Origin of the sequence: Nocardia sp. NPDC059228, from assembly GCF_042754245.1 — a bacterium.
GTDB lineage: Bacteria > Actinomycetota > Actinomycetes > Mycobacteriales > Mycobacteriaceae > Nocardia.
On sequence record NZ_JBHZAL010000019.1, the window covers coordinates 21,996 to 45,338 of the forward strand.

General features: G+C 69.6%; 4 protein-coding genes. All 4 read left to right on the forward strand.

Features of this window, described 5'->3' with window-relative positions; genetic code table 11:
- The first annotated feature begins 4 nt into the window (after positions 1 to 4).
- The 4 genes from ACFXKA_RS26165 to ACFXKA_RS26180 are packed head-to-tail and all read left to right on the forward strand — an operon-like array spanning position 5 to position 23,193.
- Entirely contained in the window at positions 5 to 4,390 is a 4,386-nt protein-coding gene (locus ACFXKA_RS26165) for a condensation domain-containing protein (RefSeq protein ID WP_379429283.1), read from the forward strand.
- Positions 4,387 to 5,232 (forward strand): 3-hydroxyacyl-CoA dehydrogenase family protein, encoded by an 846-nt coding sequence (locus tag ACFXKA_RS26170; protein ID WP_379429284.1) that lies wholly within the window; start codon positions 4,387 to 4,389, stop codon positions 5,230 to 5,232. Before ACFXKA_RS26165 ends, ACFXKA_RS26170 begins: the two co-directional genes overlap by 4 nt.
- Positions 5,219 to 15,643, forward strand: a complete 10,425-nt coding sequence (locus ACFXKA_RS26175; RefSeq protein WP_379429285.1) for an amino acid adenylation domain-containing protein — start codon at positions 5,219 to 5,221, stop codon at positions 15,641 to 15,643. Before ACFXKA_RS26170 ends, ACFXKA_RS26175 begins: the two co-directional genes overlap by 14 nt.
- Positions 15,640 to 23,193, forward strand: coding sequence for an amino acid adenylation domain-containing protein (locus ACFXKA_RS26180; protein WP_379429286.1), 7,554 nt, complete (start codon positions 15,640 to 15,642; stop codon positions 23,191 to 23,193). Before ACFXKA_RS26175 ends, ACFXKA_RS26180 begins: the two co-directional genes overlap by 4 nt.
- The last annotated feature ends 150 nt before the right edge of the window (positions 23,194 to 23,343 follow it).

Here is a 23,343-nt window from a genome sequence, read left to right on the forward strand (position 1 = left end):
CATCGTGACCGCATCCGCACCACGCGACGGCGACATCGCCGTCATCGGCATCGGCGCGCGCTTCCCGGACGCGGCGAACCTCGACGAGTTCCGCGAGAACCTGTCCGCCGGAAGGGATTCGATCGGCCCCATGCCGGAGTCTCGCGCCGCGGCGACCGCCCTGGACCGCCGCGTCCGGTATCTGCCCATGGGGCACCTCGCCGATATCCACACCTTCGACTACGCGTTCTTCGGCCTGTCCAAACGCGAAGCGGCCCTGATGGATCCGCAGCAGCGGATCGCCCTGGAGCTGGCGCACCGCGCCATCGAGGATGCCGGCTACGCGCCCGCCACCCTGCGTGCGGCCACCACCGCGGTGGTGTTCAGCGCGCCCATGCCCAGCTATCACGCCATGGCCGTCGACCCCGGCCCCCTCGCCATGCTGGGTAATCTGCCCTTCGGCGTCCCCGCCCGCATCGCACACCTGCTCGGCTTCGACGGCCCCTGCTATGCCGTCGACAGCGGCTGCAACGCCTCTCTCATCGCCGTCCACCACGCCTGCCGCGAATTGCGCAGCGGCGACGCCGACTACGCACTGGCCGGCGGAGTCAGCGTCCGCGCGCACGGCGCTCCGGCCTGGGCCGTGCAGACCATGACCGAGATCGCTTCACCGAGCAGCCGGGTCCGAGCGTTCGACGCCGAGGCCGACGGCACAGTCCCCGGCGAAGGCGGTGCGGCGCTGCTGCTGACCACGCTCGAGCGTGCCCGCGCCGACCGTGCTCCGGTCTACGCGGTCATCCGGGGCAGCGCCGTCCTGCACAACGGCCATGCCGCCGCAACCATCAGCACCCCCAGCGCCGCCGCACAGGCTCGGGTCATCGCGCGCGCCTGGCGCAAGGCCGGTGCCGATCCCCGTGATGCCGGATACCTCGAAGCCCACGGCTCCGCCACCCGGCTGGGCGACGCCATCGAACTGGAGGGCCTGCGCACCGCGTTCGCCGAGCGCGCCACCGCCCTCCCGATCGGATCGGTGAAGACCAATATCGGCCACCTCGATCACGCCGCCGGCGTGGCCGGCCTGGTGAAGGCCGTCCTGTCGGTCGACGACGGGCAACTCTTCCCCTCTCTCCACTTCCACCGTCCCACCGGCGATCTCGATTTGGCCGCGGCCGGCCTCGAGGTGGTCACGCAACCGAGACCGTGGCGGAGCGAGGGCCCGCGCCTGGCGGGTGTCAGCTCCTACAGCCTCGGTGGCGCCAACGCCCACTGCGTCGTGCAGCAGGCCCCTGATGCGGTACCGCTGCGCGAAGCCGAACCGGCCGAGGCGGGTCGTGAGCCGGTGCCCTGGCTGATCGGAGTGTCGGCGCGGACGGCGCCGGCGCTCGCGGAACTGTGCGGCTCGCTGGCGGGGCGTATGCGGGCCGATTCGATCGATCTCGCGGATGTGGCGTTCACGCTCGGCCGGGGCCGTGCACACTTCGGCCATCGCATCGCGGTCTGTGCGAGCAGCACAACGGAATTGGCCGATCTGCTCGAAACACGCGGCGTTGCCGTCGATTCGGACGGAACGCAGCCGGTCGCGCCGCGAGTGGCACTGTTGCTCTCGCCGGGTGCTCTGCCGGCCGCGCAAGGTGGCGCCGCACTGCCGGAACAGCTGCCCGCGAACGGGGAAACGGCCGCGGTGCTCGCGGCACAGCTCGCGGTGCACGATCGATTGCGGGCCTGTGGGATTCAGTTCGCGGCTGTGCTCAGCGGGGGCGCGTCGAAATTCGCGGCACGCTATCTGCTCGGATCGCGAGAGCCTGTCGACCCGGGCGAATTGGCTGTTGCCGCGGAGACGCCCGCGGTGGACCGGTCGCGTCTGCTCGCGGCGGCGGAAACGCTGTTGCGGGATGGGCCGGTCGTCTTCGTCGATCCCAGCCGGGACGGCATGCTCGGGCGGTACCTCACCGAGGATCTCGCGGGTCGTGCGGATGCCGAGATCCTGTTCGGCTCCGCGGATTCAGCCGGGGCGCTCGGCATCCTGGCGCGGCTCTACGAGCGTGGAGTGGATCTCGACTGGGCGCGGGTGCAGGACGGGGACGGTCGCAGGATGCGGTTGCCCGGGCACCCGCTGCGCGGCACCCGGTGCTGGGTCGAACTGCCCACTGCGGCACAGCATGCCGAGATCGCGTCCGAGCCCGTCGAAGCTGTCGCCGCGCCCGAGCCTCCGGTGGTCGTGCCGTCGGATGCGGCGGAGTGGTTGCGCGCAGTGCTGCGCGAACTGTTGCACGCGGAGACCGAAATCGGGCTGGATGACGACTATTTCGATGTCGGTGGCAATTCGATCATTGCCGTGCAGTTGGTCGAGCGGGTGGAGGAGGCATTCGGGTTCCGGCCGAAACTGCTCGATGTGTACGAGCGGCCCAGGGTGGCCGAGTTCGCGGACCTGCTGCGGGAAGGGGCGCGCCCGGCGCCCGAGGTGATGCCGGGAGCGCGGGGGCTGCCGGCCATTACGCGCACCGACGAGCTGGTCATGTCGCCCGGGCAGGAACGGATGTGGTTCCACCATCAGCTTGTTCCGGACACCACGCTCTACAACTACCCGGTGGTCAACGTGCTGCGCGGGCCGATCGACGTCGACGCGGTCAAGGGAACATTCGAGGATTTCGCCGAGCGGCACGAACCGCTGCGGTACAACCTCGTCGAGGTCGACGGTGTGCCGGCGGTGCGAGTGCGGCCCGCTCTCGGCGAGTTCTTCAGAGTCGTCGATGTGTCCGGTGCGGCCGATTCGGTCGCCCGGGCGCGCGAGCTGGTCCGGGAGGCGGCGGTCCGGCCGTTCGATCTGGGCCGCGACCCCATGGTGCGAGTGCTGGTGGTCAAGCTCACTCCGGATATGCATGTGCTGCAGGTGGTGTGCCATCACTGCGTCACCGACGGCCAGACGCCGGGAATTCTCGCGCGGGAGATTCCGGTGCTCTATGCCGCGCGGCGGGAGGGGCGCCCGGCCGAGCTGGAACCGCTGCCGATCCGCTACCGCGACTACGCGCGCTGGCATCGGGAGCTGCTCGACTCGGGCGCGCTCGCGCACGAGCTCGAATACTGGACGCATATGCTGCGCGGCGCGCCGAAACTGCGGCTGCCCACCGACTTCCCGCGACCGGCGCGCAAGACGTTTGCCGGTGAGCTGGAGCCGTTCACGGTGCCGGCGACGCTGCTCGCCGCGGCCCGCACGGTCGCGAAGCGGGAGTCGGTGTCGCTGTTCGTGGTGCTGCTGTCCGCCTTCTATCTGCTGCTCGCCCGCCGCAGTGGTCAGCGCGACCTCGTCGTCGGCACGCCGACCACCGGCCGCACCCGCCGCGAGCTGGAAGGGCTGATCGGCTTCTTCAACAGCACCGTCGCGCTGCGCGCCAACCTCTCCGGTCCCGCGACGCTGGGCGATCTGCTCGAACGAGTGCGTGGAATCGTGCTGGGCGCGTTGGAGAATCAGGAGATCCCGTTCGAGCGGGTGGTCAATGCCCTCGACGATCAGCGCGACATGTCCCGCACCCCGATCTTCGATGTGCTCTACGTCCACCAGGATCTCACCGGCGCCGGATCGGCCAACCCGCTCGGCGGCGGGGCGACGGAGTTCTTCGACTCGGAGCACACCATCCACAATGCCTTCGGCGGGTTGCCGCCCGGCACAGCCAAATTCGATCTCAGCCTGATCACCTACGATCGCAGCGACGATCTCGACATGCTGGCCTGCTTCGAGTACAGCACCGAGCTGTTCACCCAGCGCACCGCCGCGGGGTTGGCGGCGGCCTACCTCGAGATCCTCACCGAGGTCGTGGAGTCGGCTCCGGAGCGGTCGATCGAGGAGCTGGTCGTCACCAGGCCGTCGCCTGCCGGCGTGGGCACGGCAGAACGGGCTGTGGCGCTGGATATTCCGACAGACCGGCCGCGCGGAAACGACTCGGCCCGATACACGCCGGCGACGGTGCGTGAGCGGCTCGATGCCGTACCGGGCGATGCGGACCTGCTCGCCGCCTGGGCGGCACTGCTGAGCTGGTACTCCGGCTCCGATGACATAGTGGTCGGCTCGGCAACCGGTACCGCCCGAATGGACTTCGCCGACGAACCCACCGGGGTCGAGCTACTGGAACGAACCGCCGCGGAGTTGGCCGGGCCGGCGCAGGGCGACAGCCGCGCCGGGGCCATCTGGTTCGGCGACACCCCGCCGGACACTGCGGAACTGGCGCTCGGCCGGGAGTCCGGTGACCGTGCGGTCCTGAAACTGGTTTACGCCACAGAACTTTTCGACGAATCGACCGCGCAGCAGATGCTCTCGGATCTGACCCGGTTGCTGCACGGTCTGCTGGAGACACCGAATGATCCGGTGCCGGATATCGCGGTGCGCTGTATCGCGGAAACGGAGATGACCCGATGACCGGAGTCGTAGCAGTGATCGGCGCGGGCACCATGGGCGCCGGCATCGCACAGTGCCTCGCGCAGGCGGGACGCGATGTCATTGTGGTCGAACCCGATCCGGCCGCCGTGGAGCGGGCGCGCCGGGGCCTGAACGAAGCGGTGCGCCTGGCGCTGCTGCTGGGCCGCGGTGATCGGCGGACGGCGCTCGAGACTGCCCGCCGGGTGCGCTGGACCGACCGCATCGATGACCTCCACGCGGTCGAGTTCGTCATCGAGTGCGCGGTCGAGCGGATCGAATTGAAGGAGAAGCTCTTCGCCGAACTGGACCGCGTCTGCCCGGCCGACGCCGTGCTCGCCTCCGCGACGTCGGCCATCCCCATCGCCCGGCTGGCCGCCGCGACCGGTCGCCCCGATCGCGTGCTCGGCCTGCACTTCATGAACCCGGCCCCACTCACCGATGCGGTGGAAGTCGTTCGCGGGGCACAGACCTCGGCCGGCACCATGGCGCGCGCCACCGAACTGCTCACCGCGCTCGGCAAGGAATCGCTCGTCGTCGGCGACCGCCCCGGGTTCGTCATCAACCGCCTGCTCATGCTGAGCATCGCGCAAGCCGCCGCCACCCTCGACACCGGAACCGACGCCGCGACGGTGGACGCCCTCTTCGAACGCTGCCTCGGCCACCGCATGGGTCCGCTGCGCACCGCCGACCTGATCGGCCTGGACAACGTCGCCGACACCATCGAGGTGCTGCGCCGTGAGACCGGCGAGGACCACTACCGCATTCCGCCCGCGCTCGCGACGCTCGTCGCCGCAGGACATTTCGGCCGCAAGACCGGACAAGGATTCCATGACTATCGTTGAGAGCACCCGCATCGCGACGGCCGGACCGCAGGTCCCCAGCGATGCGCAACGCGCCGCCCTCGCGGCCGGTGATCGCTATGTCGACCTGTACATCGAACTGACCGGCTCGGTGGACGCGGACGCCCTGCGACAGGCGGTCGACACCGTCATGACGGAATGCCCGGTGCTGCACAGTGTGTTCCGTGCCGACGCCGGTGCGATCCAGGTGTGCGAGAACCCGCCGGTACCGACTGCCGTGCTCAGCGTCGACGGGACCGGTCCGGGCGATTTCGTCGCCGAGTGGATCGCCGAAGAACGCGCGTGCCGAATGGATATCGCGAACGGCCCGCTGTACCGGCAGGCCGTCTTCCGGTTCCCGGATGGCCGGCTCGGCTGGTACCAGCGCTATCACCGCCTGGTCAACGACCAGCCGGGAGCGCTCGCGATTCTCGCCCGGGTGCGTGATCTGCTGGACGGCGCGCCCACGAGCCCCGGCGCGAATCCGCCGTTCGGTGCGACGGCCGACCAGCTGGAAAGTGAACGCCGATACCGCGAATCGGGCGCGTGGTCCGGCGATCGGGACTACTGGGAGCACACTCTCGCCGACGCCGCCCGGCCCGAACCTCCCGCCGCGGGTATCACGCGTCCTCTCAGCGGTACTCCTGATGAGGCGGTCTGGGCAGCGGTGGGAGCATCGGCGGAACTCACCAGGGCCGCGCGAGTGTGCGGGGCCGGTGCGCCCGCGGTGGTGCTGGCCGCGTTGGCCGTCTACGCGTCTCGCATGGCGTCCTCGGGGGAGTGCGTGGTCGCACTCGATACCGGGGAAACCACGGTGCCGCTGCGGATTCTGGTCACGGCTCACGCCGGGTTCTACTCGATCGCCAAACAGGTGGGGCGGGAGCTGCGCAAAGCGCGGCGACTCAGGTTCATTCCCGATATCGATGAGCCCTGGGCGAATTCGCCGGTGCATGGGCAGTGGCCGCTCGCGGTACGCATGCTCGGCGGTGCCGCGATCGACGATTTCGGCACGGCAGCGGTGACCGAGTGTCTCGGCAGCGGGGACGAGCTCACCGTGTGCGTCGATGATCAGGCGACCGGTGGCTGGCGGATTGCCGTTCCCGGAGTGCATCGTTCGCACCGGGACCGGCTGATTCGGCTGCTGGAGCAGTTGGTCCATACGCCGCATGCGCCCATCGCCCGGATCGATATCGCCGCATCGGGAGAGATCGAGCGCCTCATCGGCAGTCCCCCCGCCGACATGGTCGCAGCGTCCACGACACTCGCGGCTCTGTTCACCGAGCAGGCGGCCCGGTCGCCCGAGGCGGCGGCGATCGTCGGACGCGAAACCCGCATGACCTACGCGGACCTGCACGGTGCCTCGAATCGTTTGGCGCGCAAGCTGATTTCCCTCGGTGTGGGACCCGAACAAGTGGTGGCGCTCGCTTTCGGACCATCGGGCGAGCAGATCCTCGCGGTGCACGCGGTGCTGGCAACCGGTGCCGCGTACCTGCCGTTGGACCCGGAGCATCCGCGTTCGCGTCATGCCCAGGTGCTCGATATCGCGCAGCCGGTGTGCGTCCTCACCACGCAGCGGGACGGATTCGACGCTCCCGACGGCGTCCGGGTGATCCACATCGAGGAACTCGACCTGACCGCCGAGTCGGGTGCCACGGTCACCGATGACGACCGCATCGCCCCGCTGCGTCCGGAAAATCTTGCGTACGTGCTGTTCACGTCCGGCTCCACCGGGCAGCCGAAGGGCGTGGGCGTCACCCACGCGGCCGTGTGCGCCCATCTCGCCTGGATGCAGCACCTGCACCGCCTCGACGACACCGACACCGTCGTACGCAAGACCACCCTGACCTTCGACGTCTCGGCTTGGGAAGTACTGTGGCCGTTCACCGTCGGCGCCCGGCTCGTAGTCGACGGATCGGGTGCACACGGCGATCCGAACGCGCTGGTCGGAGCGATCATCGAGCACGATGTCACCACGGTGCAGTTCACGCCGTCCACGCTCGCGGCGCACCGGCAGGCGGAGGCCGCACCGATGCCGCCGAGTGTGCGTCGCATACTGCTCGCCGGTGAGGCGGTGACGCCCACGCTCGCCGCGGCGCTGCCGACTGTCGCTCCGGGCGCGCGCTACGACAATCTCTACGGTCCGACCGAGGCGACAATCGCCGTCACCCGGCACGCGATCGGCGCGAGCGACACTGCCGCGGTACCCATCGGAGCACCCGCGTGGCATGTCCGTGCCCACGTGCTGGACGCCTTTCTGCGGCCGGTGCCGGCAGGCGTGCCGGGCGAGCTCTATCTCGGTGGCGCGACGCTCGCGCGCGGCTATGTGCGCCGGGCGGGGCACACCGCCACACGTTTCATCGCCGACCCGTTCGGTGCTGCCGGGCAGCGGCTCTACCGCACCGGCGACATCGTGCGGTCGACCGGTCACGGCGAGCTGGAGTACCTCGGCCGCAGTGACTTCCAGGTGAAGCTGCGCGGCGTGCGCATTGAACTCGGAGAGCTCGAATCGGTGCTCGCCGCACAGGAATCCGTGGCCCAGGCGGTTGCCATCGTCGATGACCGCAACCATGCCGGGGGTCGCCTGGTCGCCTATGTCACCCCGGCCGCCGGGCACAGCATCGATCCGGACGCTCTGGACCAGCGGTTGCGTGCGGTACTGCCCAGGCACCTGGTGCCCGCCGTGATCATCGGTCTTCCCGCGCTGCCGGTGAACCGTTCCGGCAAGGTGGATCGAAAGGCCCTGCCCGCACCCGATGTCGAGACGGTGGCCTTCCGGGCCCCGCGTACCGACACCGAAACCGCGCTCGCCGCCGCCTATGCCGAGGTGCTCGGCCGGGACCGCATCGGTGTCGACGACTCCTTCTTCGGGCTCGGCGGCGACAGCATCATGTCGATCCTGCTGGTGTCCCGGGCACGCTCGCGCGGTATCGCGGTGACCGCTCAACAGGTCTACGAGCACCGCACCGTCGCCCGCCTGGCCGCCATCGCCGAAACTGCGGGCCGAGAGGAGATTCCGCCGCTCGCGGAGCTGCCCGGCGGCGGCGTCGGCGAACTGCCGCTCAACCCGATCCTCCGGTTCATGGTCGAGCGCGGCGGTACCTTCGATCGTTTCTGCCAGGCCATGACGCTGGACCTGCCGGCCGGAATCGACCGCGGCGCACTGGTTTCCACCCTCTCCGCGGTCATCGATCACCACGACATGCTGCGCTCGCGGCTCTACCGCGACGGGTCGGCGGAATGGCATCTGCGGGTCACTCCGCCGGGCAGCGTCGATGTGGACTCGCTCATCCATCAGGTGACCTACCACGCCGGCCTCACCGGTGAGGAACTCCGGGTACTCGCCGAAGCCGAGCTGAACGCAGCCATCGACCGGATCGACCCGTCCGCCGGCGTGGTACTGCGGTTCGTCTGGCTGACACCGGATTCGGGCACCGCCCCCGGAATGCTCGTCGTCGCCGCGCACCACATCGCTGTCGACGGTGTCTCCTGGCGAATTCTATTGCCCGACTTCATTGCCGCGTGGGCGGCGGTCGCGGCGGGGAAGACGCCGCGGCTGCCCGCGGTCGGTACATCCATGCGCCGATGGGCGCACGCGCTGGTCGACGCCGCGCACTCCGAGGCGCTCACCGCCGAGCTGCCGCTCTGGCGCGAGATCGTCGAGGGCCCGGCGCCATCCTTCGGCGAGCGGCCCTTCGATCCCCACCGCGATATGGCGGCCGACGTGGCGCACACCGTCGTCGAACTCGACGAACCCGATACCGCCGCCATCCTCACCGTCGTTCCGGACCGCTACCGGGCCCGCGTCGCGGACGCGCTGCTGACGGCGCTCGCGCTGGCGGTGACGCGTTGGCGGTCGCGGCGCGGCGAGGTCGAGCGGTCGGTGCTGCTGCGCCTGGAAGGCCATGGCCGCGAACAGGACGCGGTGCCCGGGACGGAACTGTCGCGCACCGTCGGCTGGTTCACCTCCATCGTCCCGGCACGGCTGGACCTGACCGGAGTGGATCTCGACGACGCCTTCGGCGGCGGCGCTGCCATGGGAGTCGCCCTCAAGGCCGTCAAGGAACAGCTGCGGGCAGCGGTGCACAATGGCCTCGGCTACGGCCTGCTCAGATACCTGAACGCGGACACCGCTGCCGCACTGCCGCCGGGCGAGCCGGGGGAGATCTCGTTCAACTACTTCGGGCACATCGCCGGCCTCGACATTCCGGAGGAACTCGCCGGAGTCGGCTTCCTGCCCTCCACCGAATACGGAATGCTTGCCATTCGTCCGGACGCCGGCCGTGGCGCGCTGGGTGCGGTGGAGGTGGATTCCATTGTCCTCGGCGACCGCCTGGTGACCGGCTTCGGCTATGCGCGTGGCATATTCGGCGAGGCCGCGGGCGAGGAACTGGTCGAGCTGTGGCGTGCGGCGCTCGAGGCCGTCGCGCGGCACGCGCGCGATCCCCGTACCAGCGGCGGATACACCCCGTCAGACTTCCCCCTCGTGTCCGTCACACAGGGCGATATCGACGTCTGGGAACAGCGGTACCCGACGCTGAGCGAAGTGTGGCCGGCGACGCCGCTGCAGTCCGGCATGATGTTCCACGCCCTGTTCGATCCGGACGCGGTCGACGTGTACACGGTGCAGCTTGTGCTGGGCCTGGAGGGCGTGGTCGACGCGTCGCGGCTGCGGTCGGCCGCGGCGGCCGTGCTGGAGCGACATGCCAACCTGCGCACCGCCTTCGAGGTGGATGCCGCCGGGACGCCCGTCCAGATCGTCACCGATGATGTGGTCCTGCCCTGGCGCGAGGTCGACCTGTCCGGGGCGACCGGCGACGGCGAGCGCTTGCTCGCCACCGAACGTACGACGCCGTTCGACCTCACCGCCGCACCGCTGCTGCGCTTCCTGCTGCTCCGCCTCGGCGACGGGCGAACCCGGTTCGCCGTGACATGCCACCACGTGCTCCTCGACGGTTGGTCCATCCCGCTGTTGCTGCGCGAGATCATGGCAGGCTACGCCGGTTTCGCGGTCGAACCCCCGCCTCCTTACCGCCGCTATGTGGAATGGCTCGCCCGGCAGGACGACTCACTTTCCCGGCGGGTGTGGGCCAAGGCGCTGGCCGGGGTCACGGAGCCGACGCTGCTCGCGGACACCGCCGCCGTGCACGCCCCCACCGGACTGCCCCGGGAGCGGGCGTTCGACCTGGACGAGGCGCAGACCCGGGCGCTGATCCGCCTGGCGGCCGAGTTCGAGGTGACGATCAATACCGTCGTGCAGGCGGCCTGGGCAATCCTGCTTGCGCGCATCACCGATCGCGACGATATCCTCTTCGGCACCACGGTTTCCGGCCGCCCCGCCGACCTCGCGGGCGTCGAGAACATCGTCGGGTTGTTCATCAATACGATCCCGGTGCGCATTCGGCTGGCCCCGGGCGAGTCCGTGGGCGCGCTGCTGCGTCGCGTACAGCGTGAGCAGTTCGAACTCACGGCCCACCACCACCTGGGCCTGCCGGATATCGGCGCGCAGACCGGTGGCGGTGAGCGGAACCTGTTCGACACGCTGCTGGTCGTCGAGTCCTACCCCGTCGACGAGGCGAAACTGCGGTCGGATGCCCTCGCATTCGCCGGATTGGCGATCGGCGGATTCGAGTCCAGGGAGGCGACGCACTACGCGCTGACCCTGACTGTCCGCCAAACCGATCGCCTGCACCTGCTGGCCGGCTGGTGGCCGGAACTGCTCGATGCGGAGACCGTGTCTCTCTTGGGGGAACGGCTGACCCGGGTGCTGGCGGCGCTCGCCGCGAATCCGAATACCGCTGTGGCGGACATCGATCCGATCGGCGAGGCGGAACACCGCCGGGTGCGGGACTGGCAGCGCCCCGCCGCGCCGGCGCCGGAGGTGACGCTCGTGGACCTGTTCCGCGCCCGGGCCGCGGTGCACGCGGATGCCGTCGCGGTGCGATTCGGCGACCGAGTATTGACCTATCGGGAACTCGACGAGGCATCCGATGACCTGGCCTGCGCCCTCGCGGCGCGCGGCGTCGGCGTGGAATCGCTGGTTGCCGTGGGTGTTTCACGGTCGGTGGAGCTGATCGTGACGCTGCTGGGAGTGCTGAAATCGGGGGCGGGCTACGTCCCGCTCGACCTCGGTAATCCGGCGCAGCGGCTCGAATTCATCCTCGCTGAAACGAACCCGGTCTGCGTCGTGACCACCGCCGCCGATCGTGCGGCACTGCCCGCGGGCGACCAGCCGTACCTGGTGCTCGACACTCTCGACCGCAGCGGCGCCGAAGTCGCCTCGGTCGCCTCGGGTCCGGACAATGTCGCCTACGTGCTGTACACGTCGGGTTCCACGGGGCGTCCCAAAGGCGTGAGCGTGACGCATCGGAATGTCGTCGGAATGCTCGCCGCGACGCGGGATCTGGTCGGTACCGACCACACCGATGTGTGGACCATGTTCCACTCGCCTGCCTTCGACTTCTCGGTATGGGAGATGTGGGGAGCGCTCGCGAGTGGTGGCACACTCGTCATCGCGGACGCCGATGTGACACGTTCACCGGACGAGTTCGCCGAACTCATGGCCCGTGAGGGTATTACGGTGCTGAGCCAGACACCCTCGGCCTTCGGCGCACTGCTCGACACCGGCCTGCGCCGCGCCGCCGTGCCCGCGCTGCGGCATATCGTGCTCGGTGGCGAAGCGCTGGATCCGCGTCTCCTGCGGGCGTGGTACGACACGGATCCGGACGGGGAGGTCCGGATCTCGAATCTGTACGGCATCACCGAGGCGACCGTGCACGCCACACACTTCGCGGTGGACCGTACCCACGCCGGGTCGGCGCCTGCCAGCGTTGTCGGTCGTGGCTTACCGGGAATCACTGTGCGCGTGCTGGATTCGTGGCTGCGGCCTACGCCTGTCGGCTCGCGGGGCGAGATCTATCTCACGGGAGCCCAGCTCGCCCGTGGCTATCGCGCCCGCCCCGCGACCACCGCGGAGCGCTACGTGGCGGATCCGTTCGGTTCACCCGGCACCCGCATGTATCGCACCGGTGATCTGGCGCGTTGGAATGGCGACGGGCAGCTGGAATACCTCGGCCGCAGCGACCAGCAGGTGAAGATTCGCGGCTACCGCATCGAACCGGGGGAGATCGAGGCCGCGCTGCTCGAACACGAGTCGGTGGCCCGCGCGGTCGTCGTGGCCAGGACCGGGGATTCCGGATCGGCACGCCTGATCGCCTATGTGGTACCGGGCACTCATGATGCACTCGCGGTCGAGACACTGGAAACGCATATCGCACAGCGTGTTCCCGTCTACATGCGACCGGCAGCCATCGTGCCGGTCGATACGCTGCCGCTGACCGGCAACGGCAAGCTCGACGTGGCCGCACTGCCCGACCCCGTCCTGGTGTCGCGCTCGGATCGGGCACCGCGGACCCCTGCCGAACAGGTGGTGGCCGAACTCTTCACCGAGGTGCTCGGCGTCGACCGGCCGGGTGTGGACGACTCGTTCTTCGCGCTCGGCGGGGACAGCATCATCTCCATTCAGCTGGCTTCCCGGGCGCGGGCTCGCGGCCTGCACTTCACGCCGCGCGAAGTGTTCGAGCGCCGGACCGTGGCCGGGATCGCCTCTGTGGCAAGGACACCGGAGGCGGCTGCCGATGCGCCCCGCCTGCTGCCGGAATTGCCCGGCGGCGGGATCGGCGAAATGCCGCTGACGCCCGTGGTCCGGTGGCTGACCGAACGTGGCGGCGGCTTCCGCCGGGTCGATCAGACCGTCACCGTCGAACTGCCCGCTCGGACGGGGCACGACGCCCTGATCCAGGCCGTCTCGGCGCTGATCGATCGTCATGACATGTTGCGCAGCAGGCTGTTCCGCGACGACTCCGGAGAATGGCGACTCGAGACCATGCCGACGGATGCGCTGGACGCGTCGGAACTGGTGCACCGCCGCACCTTCGAGGATGCCGCGGACGCCGATGCCCTGCGCGAGCTCATCGCCGCGGAACTCGACGCCGCGCTGGATCGCCTCGATCCGGCCGCCGGGGTGATGGCGCAGTTCGTCCGGCTCGACGCCGAGCGAGGGAGCGTGCCGGGCCGGCTGATCATCTCCGTGCACCATCTCGCCGTCGACGGCGTGTCCTGGCGCATCGTGCTGCCCGACCTGTTCTCAGCCCTCGCGAATGCCTCGAGTGGCGTCGTGCCGCGGCTGGATCCGGTCGGAACCTCCATGCGCCGCTGGGCGCACAGCCTGGTCGACGCCGCGCACGCACCGGATCGGGTCGCCGAGCTCGATTTCTGGCGGCAGGTCTGCGCGACACCGGATCCCCTGCTGGGCTCCCGGCCGCTGGACCCCGCCGTCGATACCGTCGCCCGGCTCGGGACAGTCGAAGTCGCCGCGGACGAAACGGTGGCCGAGGCGTTCCTGCGGACCGTTCCCGCACGCTTCCATGCGGGTGCCGACGAGGTCATGATCGCCGCGCTGGCCGTCGCGCTTGCGGTCTGGCGTGCCGGGCGGGGCACGCACGCTCCGGTCTCGCTGCTGCGGCTGGAAGGCCACGGGCGCGAGGAACAGGTCGCGCCGGGCGCGGACCTGTCCCGCACCGTCGGCTGGTTCACCTCGCTGTACCCGGTTCGGCTCGATATCGGTGAGATCGATTTCGGGGCGGCGTTGGCCGGGACCGATGCGACCGGTGCCCTGCTCAAGACGGTCAAGGAACAGCTGCGTGCCATCCCCGATCACGGGATCGGCTACGGATTGCTGCGCTACCTGAATCCCGATGCCGCCCGGCGGCTCCCGGCAGCGATGCCCGGGCAGGTCGCCTTCAACTACCTGGGCCGCGTCGACGACCGCGGTGCGGACGTGCTCGCGACACCGAATACCGACCGGGACCCGGACCTGCCCGCGGCCGCCGCCATCGACGTGAACGCGATCGTGACGGGCACCCGGCTGCGCGCCGGATTCACCTACCCCACCACGCTTTTGGACGAGGCGGCGGTCTCGCAGCTGGCGCGGCTGTGGATGACCGCGCTGGGAGCCATCGCCACGCACGCCCGGGATGAACGCGCAGGCGGGCACACGCCGTCGGACTTCCCGCTGGTGCGGGTGAGCCGTGACGACATCACCGGCTGGGAGCGGGATTATGGCAGGCTCACCGACGTGTGGCCACTCACACCTCTGCAGTCGGGGTTGTTGCTCCACGCCGTAATGGCCACGCCGTCCGCTTCCGGCGTCGCCGACGTCTACAACGTGCAGACGGTGGTGCGACCCGGTGGGGCGATCGACCGCGATCGGCTGCGGCAGGCCGGGCAGGACATCCTGCAGCGCCATGCGAATCTGCGCGCGGCCTTCGTCTTCGACGATTCGGGTAAGCCTCGGCAGGTGGTACCCGAAACAGTCGAACTACCGTGGCGTGAAGTGGATCTGGCCACGGCGGACGATCTCGTGGAGCTGGCCGCACAGGAACGCGCACGTCGATTCGATCCGGCCCGACCACCGCTGCTGCGCTTCACTCTCGCGCGTGTCGCGGAGGCGGAGCCGGTGCTGATCGTGACCTACCACCACATCCTGTTCGATGGCTGGTCGGTGCCGCTGGTGCTGCGCGATCTGCTGGCGCTCTACGCCGGTGTGTCGCTGCCCGCGCCGGACGGATCCTTCCGCGACTACCTCGCCTGGAACCACGACCGGGACGTGGCCGCATCCACTCGGGCCTGGCAGCGAGCCCTGGACGGTGTGGCCGAGCGGACCCTGGTCGCCCCGCCCACCCGCTTCCGCGAAAGTACGGTCACGACAGGGGAATACCGGTGGTCTCTGGATGTGGAGACCACCGGCGCACTCGTCGCGACCGCCGCCGAGATCGGTGTCACCGTCAACACCGTGGTGCAGGTGGTCTGGGCAATTCTGCTGGGGCGCAGGCTCGGACGCCCAGACGTGGTCTTCGGCGCGACCGTGTCCGGTCGACCCGCCGCACTGCCCGGCGTGGAATCCATTGTCGGGCTGTGCATCAACACCGTGCCGGTGCGTGTGCGAATCGGTGCGCACATGCCCGTGGCGGATCTGCTGCGCGCGGTGCAGGTCGAACAGGCCGAAATGATCGAACACCACCAGCTCGGGCTGAGCGAGATCCACGCCGCCGCCGGCCTGCGCGACCTGCTGTTCGACACGGTGCTGGTCTTCGAGTCCTATCCGGTGGACGCCGAGCAGATCACCGCCGCGGTCGCCACCCTCGACGGCGTGACCGGCGGGCGCCTCGAACTCACCGACGCCACCCACTATCCGCTGTCGGTCACCGTCGATCCGGGACGCGAGTTGAGAGTTCGAATCGGTTATCTCCGAGCGGTTTTCGATGAGTCACAGGTGGCCGAGATCGGGGCCACCATGCGGGAACTGCTGACCGCCATCGCCCGCCATCCACACGCGACCATCGAGGAGCTAGCATGACCCGGCGCCTACCGTTGACACGTGCGCAGCAACACGTCTGGGTCGCACAGCAACTCGACGACACCGGGCAGCGTCTGATCGTCGGCGGTTACGTGCAGATTCACGGCGCGCTCGACGAGGAGGTGTTCGAACGGGCACTGCGCCTCGTCACCGCCGGGGCGGAATCACTGCGCGTGCGCTTCGACACCGAGGCCGACGGATCGCTCGTGCAGGTGGTGGAGGAGGTGCCGGACTGGCCCTTGCACCGCAACAGCTTCCGCGCCGCGGCGGACGCGCACGGGGAGGCGGTGCGGTTCATGGAGGCGGCCCTGCAGCGGCCGTTCGACCTGGGGCGCGCGCCGCTGTTCGAACACCATCTGCTCGATGCCGGCGAGGCGGGCACGCTGTGGTTCATTCGCTCGCATCACCTGGTGCTCGACGGGGCGTCCTCGGCCGCCTTCATCCGGCGTGTCGCCGACACCTACACCGCGCTGCTCGACGGGCGTCCGGTGGAGGAATCGGTATTCGACCGGGTGGCGGATCTGGTGGCCGAGGACGAGCGGTTCCGGACTTCCACGCGGTTCGCGGCCGACCGCGAATTCTGGGCGCAGCGGCTCGCCATCGGCGGGCCCTACGAGCCACCGCAGTTCGCCGCCGCGCCGGCGGCCGCGGACGGCAATCGGTACCTGCGGCAGGCCGGAGTGCTCGCCGAAGCCGAGTGGAAGACACTGCGCGCCCGGGCGGATGCCACCGGGACCCCGTGGCCGGTGTGGCTGCTCGCCGCCATCGCGCTGCTGTTGCACGCGGATTCGGGCACGCGCACGGTCACTGTCGGTTTGGCGGTACCCGCCAAGCGCTCCCGGCACGCACTCGGGATGACGGCGAACATCCTGCCGCTGCGGATCACGGTCGATCCGGCCGCCACCCTCGGCGAGCTCCTCGCCGCCGTGCGGGCCGAATCCCTGATCATCCTGCGCCACCAGCGTTTCCAGTACGGCGATATGCTCGCCGACCTCGGCGGGAGCGGGCTCGAAGGCGGCATCCTCGGACCCACCGTCAATGTGATGCCCATGCAGAAGGATCTGCGGTTCGGATCCGGATCCGCCTCCCTGCGGCATCTGGCGGCCGGACGCTCCGACAATCTGAACATCAGCGTCTACGACAACGGCGATCCGGCGCTGTCGGTGGTGCTGGAATCGACGGCGCTGCGATACTCCGAACACGACCTCGCCGCGCACCACCACCGGCTCACCCAGACCGTTGCCGCCCTGGCCGTCGCCCCGGAGGAACTCCCGCTCGGCATGCTGCGGCCCACACCGGATCCGGCCGGGCCCTCGGCCACCGACGAGGTAGCCGAAACGCTCGTCGATCGATTCGACCGCATGGTGGCCGCGAACGGTGGGGCCGTCGCCGTGGTGCACGGCGACGAGCAGCTCACCTATGCCGAACTCTACGAGCGGGCTCGCCGACTGGCCCGGATCATTGCCGGATACGGCGTCGGCCCTGGGGAATTCGTCGGCCTCGCACTACCGCGCTCCCTGGACCTCATCGTCGCCATCATCGCGGTGCTGCGCGCGGGTGCGGCCTATGTCCCGCTCGATCCGAGCTCTCCGCAGGGGCGGCTGCGTGCGGTCCTCGACGATGCCGCACCGGCGCTCGTACTCACGGGTGCTGGAGTCGAACTCCCGGCGGGGATCTCGGCCGCGCCCGTCCTGTGCATCGGGGACCCCTTGCAGGTCGTTCCGTGCGAGCACGCTGTGCTGCGGTCGCCGCAATTGCCTGCCTACGTGATTCACACCTCCGGAACGACCGGCCGCCCGAAGGGCGTGGTCGTCACACACGCGAATGTGGTCCGGCTGCTCACCGCGACCCGGCCGTGGTTCGAGTTCGGGCCCGATGATGTCTGGACCCTTTTCCACTCCGCCGCATTCGACTTCTCGGTGTGGGAGATCTGGGGAGCGCTGGGCCACGGCGGCAAGCTGGTCATCGTCGACGCCGAGACGGCACGATCGCCGCGTGAATTTCTCGAACTGCTGGTGACGCAACAGGTTACGGTGCTCAACCAAACCCCGTCCGCCTTCGGCATGCTGGTCGACGCCGAGGCGAGCCGACCGGCCGAAAGTGACCGGCTCGCACTGCGTTACGTGCTGTTCGGCGGTGAGCCGGTGGAGCCGTGGCGGCTGGCCGAGTGGTGGGCGCGGCATGATCCGCGGGCGCCGCGCCTGGTCAATATGTACGGCATTACCGAGACGACGGTGTTCACCACCGGAACGCCGCTGACCGGTGTCTCGTCGGCCGGCGAAATCGGCACGGCTATACCGGATCTGGCCGTGTACATCCTCGATGCCGCGCTGCGACCCGCCGCGCCCGGGGTGCCGGGTGAGCTCTACGTCGCCGGCCCCGGCGTCACCGCGGGATATCTGCGCCGGCCGGGCCGCACCGCTGTGCGCTTCACCGCCGACCCCTTCGGCGGACCCGGCACCGTCATGTATCGCAGCGGCGATGTGGCGCGGTGGGCCGAGGACGGGACACTCGAATACCTCGGGCGAGCCGACCGGCAGGTGAAGATCCGTGGCTTCCGCATCGAACCGGGCGAGATCGAGGCCGCCCTGTGCGCACTCCCGGCGGTGCGTGCGGCGGTGGTGCTGATCGTGGAACACCGGCCGGGTGACCGGCGGCTGGCCGCCTATGTCGCCGGCCCGGGTATCGCCATCGGCGCGGTGCGCGCCGCGATCGCCGAACAACTTCCCGCACATGCCGTTCCGTCCATCATCGTGGCGGTCGACGCCATCCCGACGACCTCCAACGGCAAGATCGACGAACGCGCTCTGCGCGCACTCACCATTGACGGCACGGCAGCCGCCGGCGGTGCTTCGCCGCGTGGCGATGCCGAGGCGCGGCTGTACGCCGTGTTCGAGGAAGTGCTCGGGCACAAGGGTTTCGGCGTCGACGACGGTTTCTTCGCCGTCGGCGGGGACAGCATCCTCGCCATCCGGCTCTCGGACCGGGCCCGTGCCGCCGGGATCGCGATCACACCGCGGGATGTGTTCGAACACCAGAGTATTCGTGCCCTGGCGCGCATGGTCGGGACGCCTTCGCCGGTGCCCGCCCGAGCGGCGGTGAGCCCGCTCGCCATGCGCGACGGCCGTACCTTCCTGCCCGCGACTCCCTTACAGGCCGGGCTGTTGTTCCACTCGCTGTACCAGGGCGGGGAAGGCGAGGACCCCTATCTCATACAGGTTGTGCTGACGGTGGACGGCCCGATCGACGCGGAGCGGCTGAGCGCTGCCCTGCGCGCGGTGCTCGATCGACATCCGCACCTGCTGGGCCGGTTCGTCGTGGATGGCGACACACCGGAATACGAGATTCGCGCTGACATCGAGTTGCCCTGGCGGGTAGTGGATCTCGACGATCCGGCAGCGGGCGAGCGTGACGAGGCGGTGGCGCGGGTGCGCGCCGAGGACGCGCACACGGAGCCGCTGGTGGGTCCGCTGCTCACGGTCACTCTCGTTCGCACCGGGCCGAACTCCGCCACCCTGCTCGTGACCCACCACCATGCGCTGCTCGACGGCTGGTCGCTGGGCATCCTGCTCCGTGAACTGCTGCTGGGCTACCGCGGCCTCGAATTGCCCGCTGCCACACCGTTCACCGCATTCCTCGAAAGGTCCGCGGCGCAGGACCGCGACGGTGCGCGCCGGGCCTGGGCCCAGACCCTCGCCGGGGCCGAACCGTGCAAGGTCGCGCGGGCCGACCAGCGGCGGTGGCGGCGGCCCGGCGAGCGCAGCTTCATCCTTCCCGCCGCCACGGTCACCGCGCTGCGCGAACAGGCCGCGGCGCACGGGCTGACGCTCAACTCGATGATCCAGGCGCTGTGGGCGCTGGTGATGTCGCATCTCACCGGAAGCGATGACGTCGTCTTCGGTATCACCGTCTCCGGCCGCGACGGCGGCGATCTGGACGGTACTGTCGGACTGCTCATGAATACCGTGCCGCTGCGGGTGCGCTCGCGCATGTCGGAGACGCCGATCGAACTCGCGGTCCGGATTCAGCGGGAACGCGTGGCGTTGATGGAGCACGACCATCTCGGGCTGCCCGACATCCTGGCGGCGGCGAGCGCGAGCGACCTGTTCGACACCTCGCTCGTCTTCGAGAACTTCCCGATCGATACCGCGCTGCTCGACGATCCGGACGCGGACTTGCGGGTGACCTCCGTGAATGTCGTCGGCGGAACACATTTCCCGCTGACCGTCATCGTGGAGCCCGGCGCGGGTGCGCTGACCTTCCGAATCGCGGTGCAGCTCGAACAGGTCGATGCCCTCACCGAGGTCGACGAGCTGTGGTCGCGCATCCTCGTCGCCGCGGCGGCGCTCACCGCACCGCGGCAGTCCCCGGTCGGGCAGCTCGACCTGCTGCCGCCCGCGCGTCGAGCCGAACTGCTCGCCGCCGGACGCGGCACGGCGGCCGATATCGACAATGGCGGGCTCGCAGCGTGTTTCGAGTCGACCGTACGGGCACACGTACACGATGTCGCGCTCTGGTGCGACGGTGCGGAGCTCACCTACATCGAGTTGAACGCGCGCGCCAATCAGGTCGCCCGCTGGCTGCGCACCCGCGGTGCGGGACCGGGCGTGCCCATCGGCATCGCATTGCCGCGCTCGGTCGATCTCGTGGTCGTTTTTCTCGCCATCGCCAAGGTGGGCGCGGTATGCGTGCCGCTGAGCGACCGCTACCCGCCCGCGCACGTGCGGCGGCTGCTCGCGTTCACCGGTGCCGAACTGGTGATACATGAACTCGACGGTGCGGCAACCGAGTTCGACCACAGCGATCTCGGCGTCGCCGTGCCGGCCGATGCCGTGGCCACGCTCATGTTCACCTCCGGATCGACCGGTGCGGCCAAGGGCGTGGAGGTCACCCACCGCAATATCGTGACGCGCGCCCGCGACCGGATCGGCCGGGACGAAGGGCATCAGCGGATGCTGATGCATCTGCCCTACACCTGGGACATGGTGGTGTGGGAGCTGTGGCTGCCACTGCTCAATGGTCACACCGTGGTGCTCGCGCGCTCCGGCATCCTCGATGTGCACGACTACAGCGAGGTACTGCGCGCGGGCCGGGTCACCTCGATCATGCTGTCGCCGGGCCTGTTCCACATACTGGCCGAGCAAATTCCGAACGAGCTCGCCGCACTGCGGATGATCGCGTCCGCCGGTGATGTGCTGCCGCCGCACGCCGCCGCGGCCGTGCGGCTCGGTGCGCACCCGCCCGTGGTGAGAAATCTGTACGGGCCGGTCGAAGCGACCAGCTTCGTGCTCAGCTTTGCGCTCCCGGACGACATGACGCCGGACCGGCCGGTCCCGGTCGGACGCCCGGCCGACAATACCCGTGTCGCGGTACTGGACTCGGCGCTGCGACCAGTACCCGCCGGGGTCACCGGTGAGATCTACCTGTCCGGCGCGGGACTCGCCAACGGCTACCACCGCGAACCGGCGCGCACCGCGGAGCGGTTCGTCGCCGACCCGTTCGACGCCGCCGGTGGGCGGATGTACCGCACCGGTGATCTCGGGCGCTGGGACACCGACGGCCTGCTGCATTTCCTCGGCCGTGCCGATCGGCAGTTGAAGGTCAACGGTTTTCGCGTCGAACCGGGAGAGGTGGAGGCGGCCATCCTTCGCGAGCCCGGCATCACCGCGGCGATCGTCACCGCGCGCCGGGCCGCGAGCGGACAGTCGCTCATCGCTCACGTCGTAGGGGACGGCGCCGTCGATACCGCCGCATTGCGCACCCGGCTGGCCGCAACCCTGCCCTCGTATCTGGTGCCCTCGGCCATCGTGGCGATGGACGAACTACCTCTGACCCCCATCGGCAAGCTCGATGTCGGCGCGCTGCCCATGCCCGTGGCCGGTGAGCGCGTTCGCGTTCGCACACCACGGCAGCAGGTCATCGCGACCACGTTCGCGCGGGCGCTGGGTGTGGTGGAAGTCGGTCTCACCGATGACTTCTTCGCGCTCGGCGGCAACTCGCTGTCCGCGATCCGCATAGTCGCGGGCTTGCGGTCCGCGCTCGGAGTCGCGGTGTCACTGCGTGATCTGTTCGAATCGGCGACCGTCGCCGCCCTCGATCAGACCCTCGAACGCCGCGGACCCGGGGATCTCCCGCGCAGCTCCCTGTCGCTCGGGACAGTCGCCATCGCCGCCGTGCGCCGAACGGACCCGATCCCGCTCACGCCCATGCAGCAGGGGCTGTGGACCGTGAATTATCTCAGCGGCAACCGCCCCGACTATCTGATGACCACCGGACTCGAACTGCACGGTCCGCTCGACATCACGGCGCTGGAGGCGGCCGTGAATGATCTGGTCGAACGGCACGAAATCCTGCGCACCGTGCTGCCGTACGTCCTGGACGGTCCCATCCAACGCATCCTGCCGATCGAGTCCGCACTGCCGGACTTCCGGATTGTGGATATCTCCGCCGGCGAAAACGTCGATAGTGCAATCGATTCCGAGCTGCGACGAGGATTCGACCTCACCACGGAACCACCCCTGCGCATCCGCCTCTACCGCTCGGGCCCCGAGCACCACATCCTGCTGGGCGTCATCCACCATGTCGCCGGCGACGGCGAATCCCTGCCTGTGGTCCAGCGGGACCTGCTCACCGCCTACCGTGCCCGTGCTGCCGGTCAAGCGCCCCAATGGTCCACCGCGGCAACACAGTTCGCGGACTACACATTGTGGTTGAGGCGATTGCTCGAGTCCGGGGGCGCGCACGGCCGCCTGCTGGCCCGGCAGGCGAGCTACTGGCGCACCGCACTCGACGGGCTGCCACCACATCCGGTGCTACCCACTGATCGTCCGCGCGCCGAACGCCGGGAGAACACCGCGGCAGCCGTCCCCGTCCACCTCGACGCGGCCACCCACCGCACTCTCGCCCACGCCGCGCGCACCCACCGCGCCAGCATCTACATGCTCGTCCACACCGCCCTCGCCCTTGCCCTGTACGAGCGTGGCGCGGGCCCCGACCTGCCCATCGGCGTCGCCCTGAGCGCCCGCGACGCCGAGGGCCTGCAGGACCTGGTCGGCTGCGTAGTCGACACCGCGATCGTCCGCGTCGACCTCTCCGGCGACCCGCCCCACTCCGACCTCGTCCAACAGGTCCGCGAACGCGTCCTGGCCGCCTACGACAACAAGGAGTTCCCGTTCGACAACCTCGTCGAACTCCTCAACCCACCCCGCTCCCGAACCCACCACCCACTCTTCCAGGTCATGGTCACCTACCTTCGCGGAGCCGACATCGCCACAGCCGGAACCGAACTGACCATCCGCCACCGCCCGGTCCCGGTCCGCCACATCCCCTGGGAACTCCTGCTCAACCTGCGTGAGGAGTACACCCCCGACGGCGACCAGGCCGGGATCCACGGCGAAATGATCTACGCCGCCGAACTTTTCGACCACCCCACCGTCGAATCCATCGTCACCGTCATGACCTCCGCACTGGAGACGCTGTGTACCGAACCGGCGGCCACCGCTCACTCGCACCACCGGGCAGACCGCGGCGATCAGGCCCCGCCCCAGTAGGCCGGCGGCCGATCCGGAGTCGGTGATCTGCGAGTCGCGGCGGGCACACACCGGGTGAGGAGCCGGGCGGGATCTCCTACGGTCTCGCCGTAAGGGGCGTCGACGGCGCCGAGGCGATGAACCGCTCCGGCGTGCCGTCGGACGTGGACG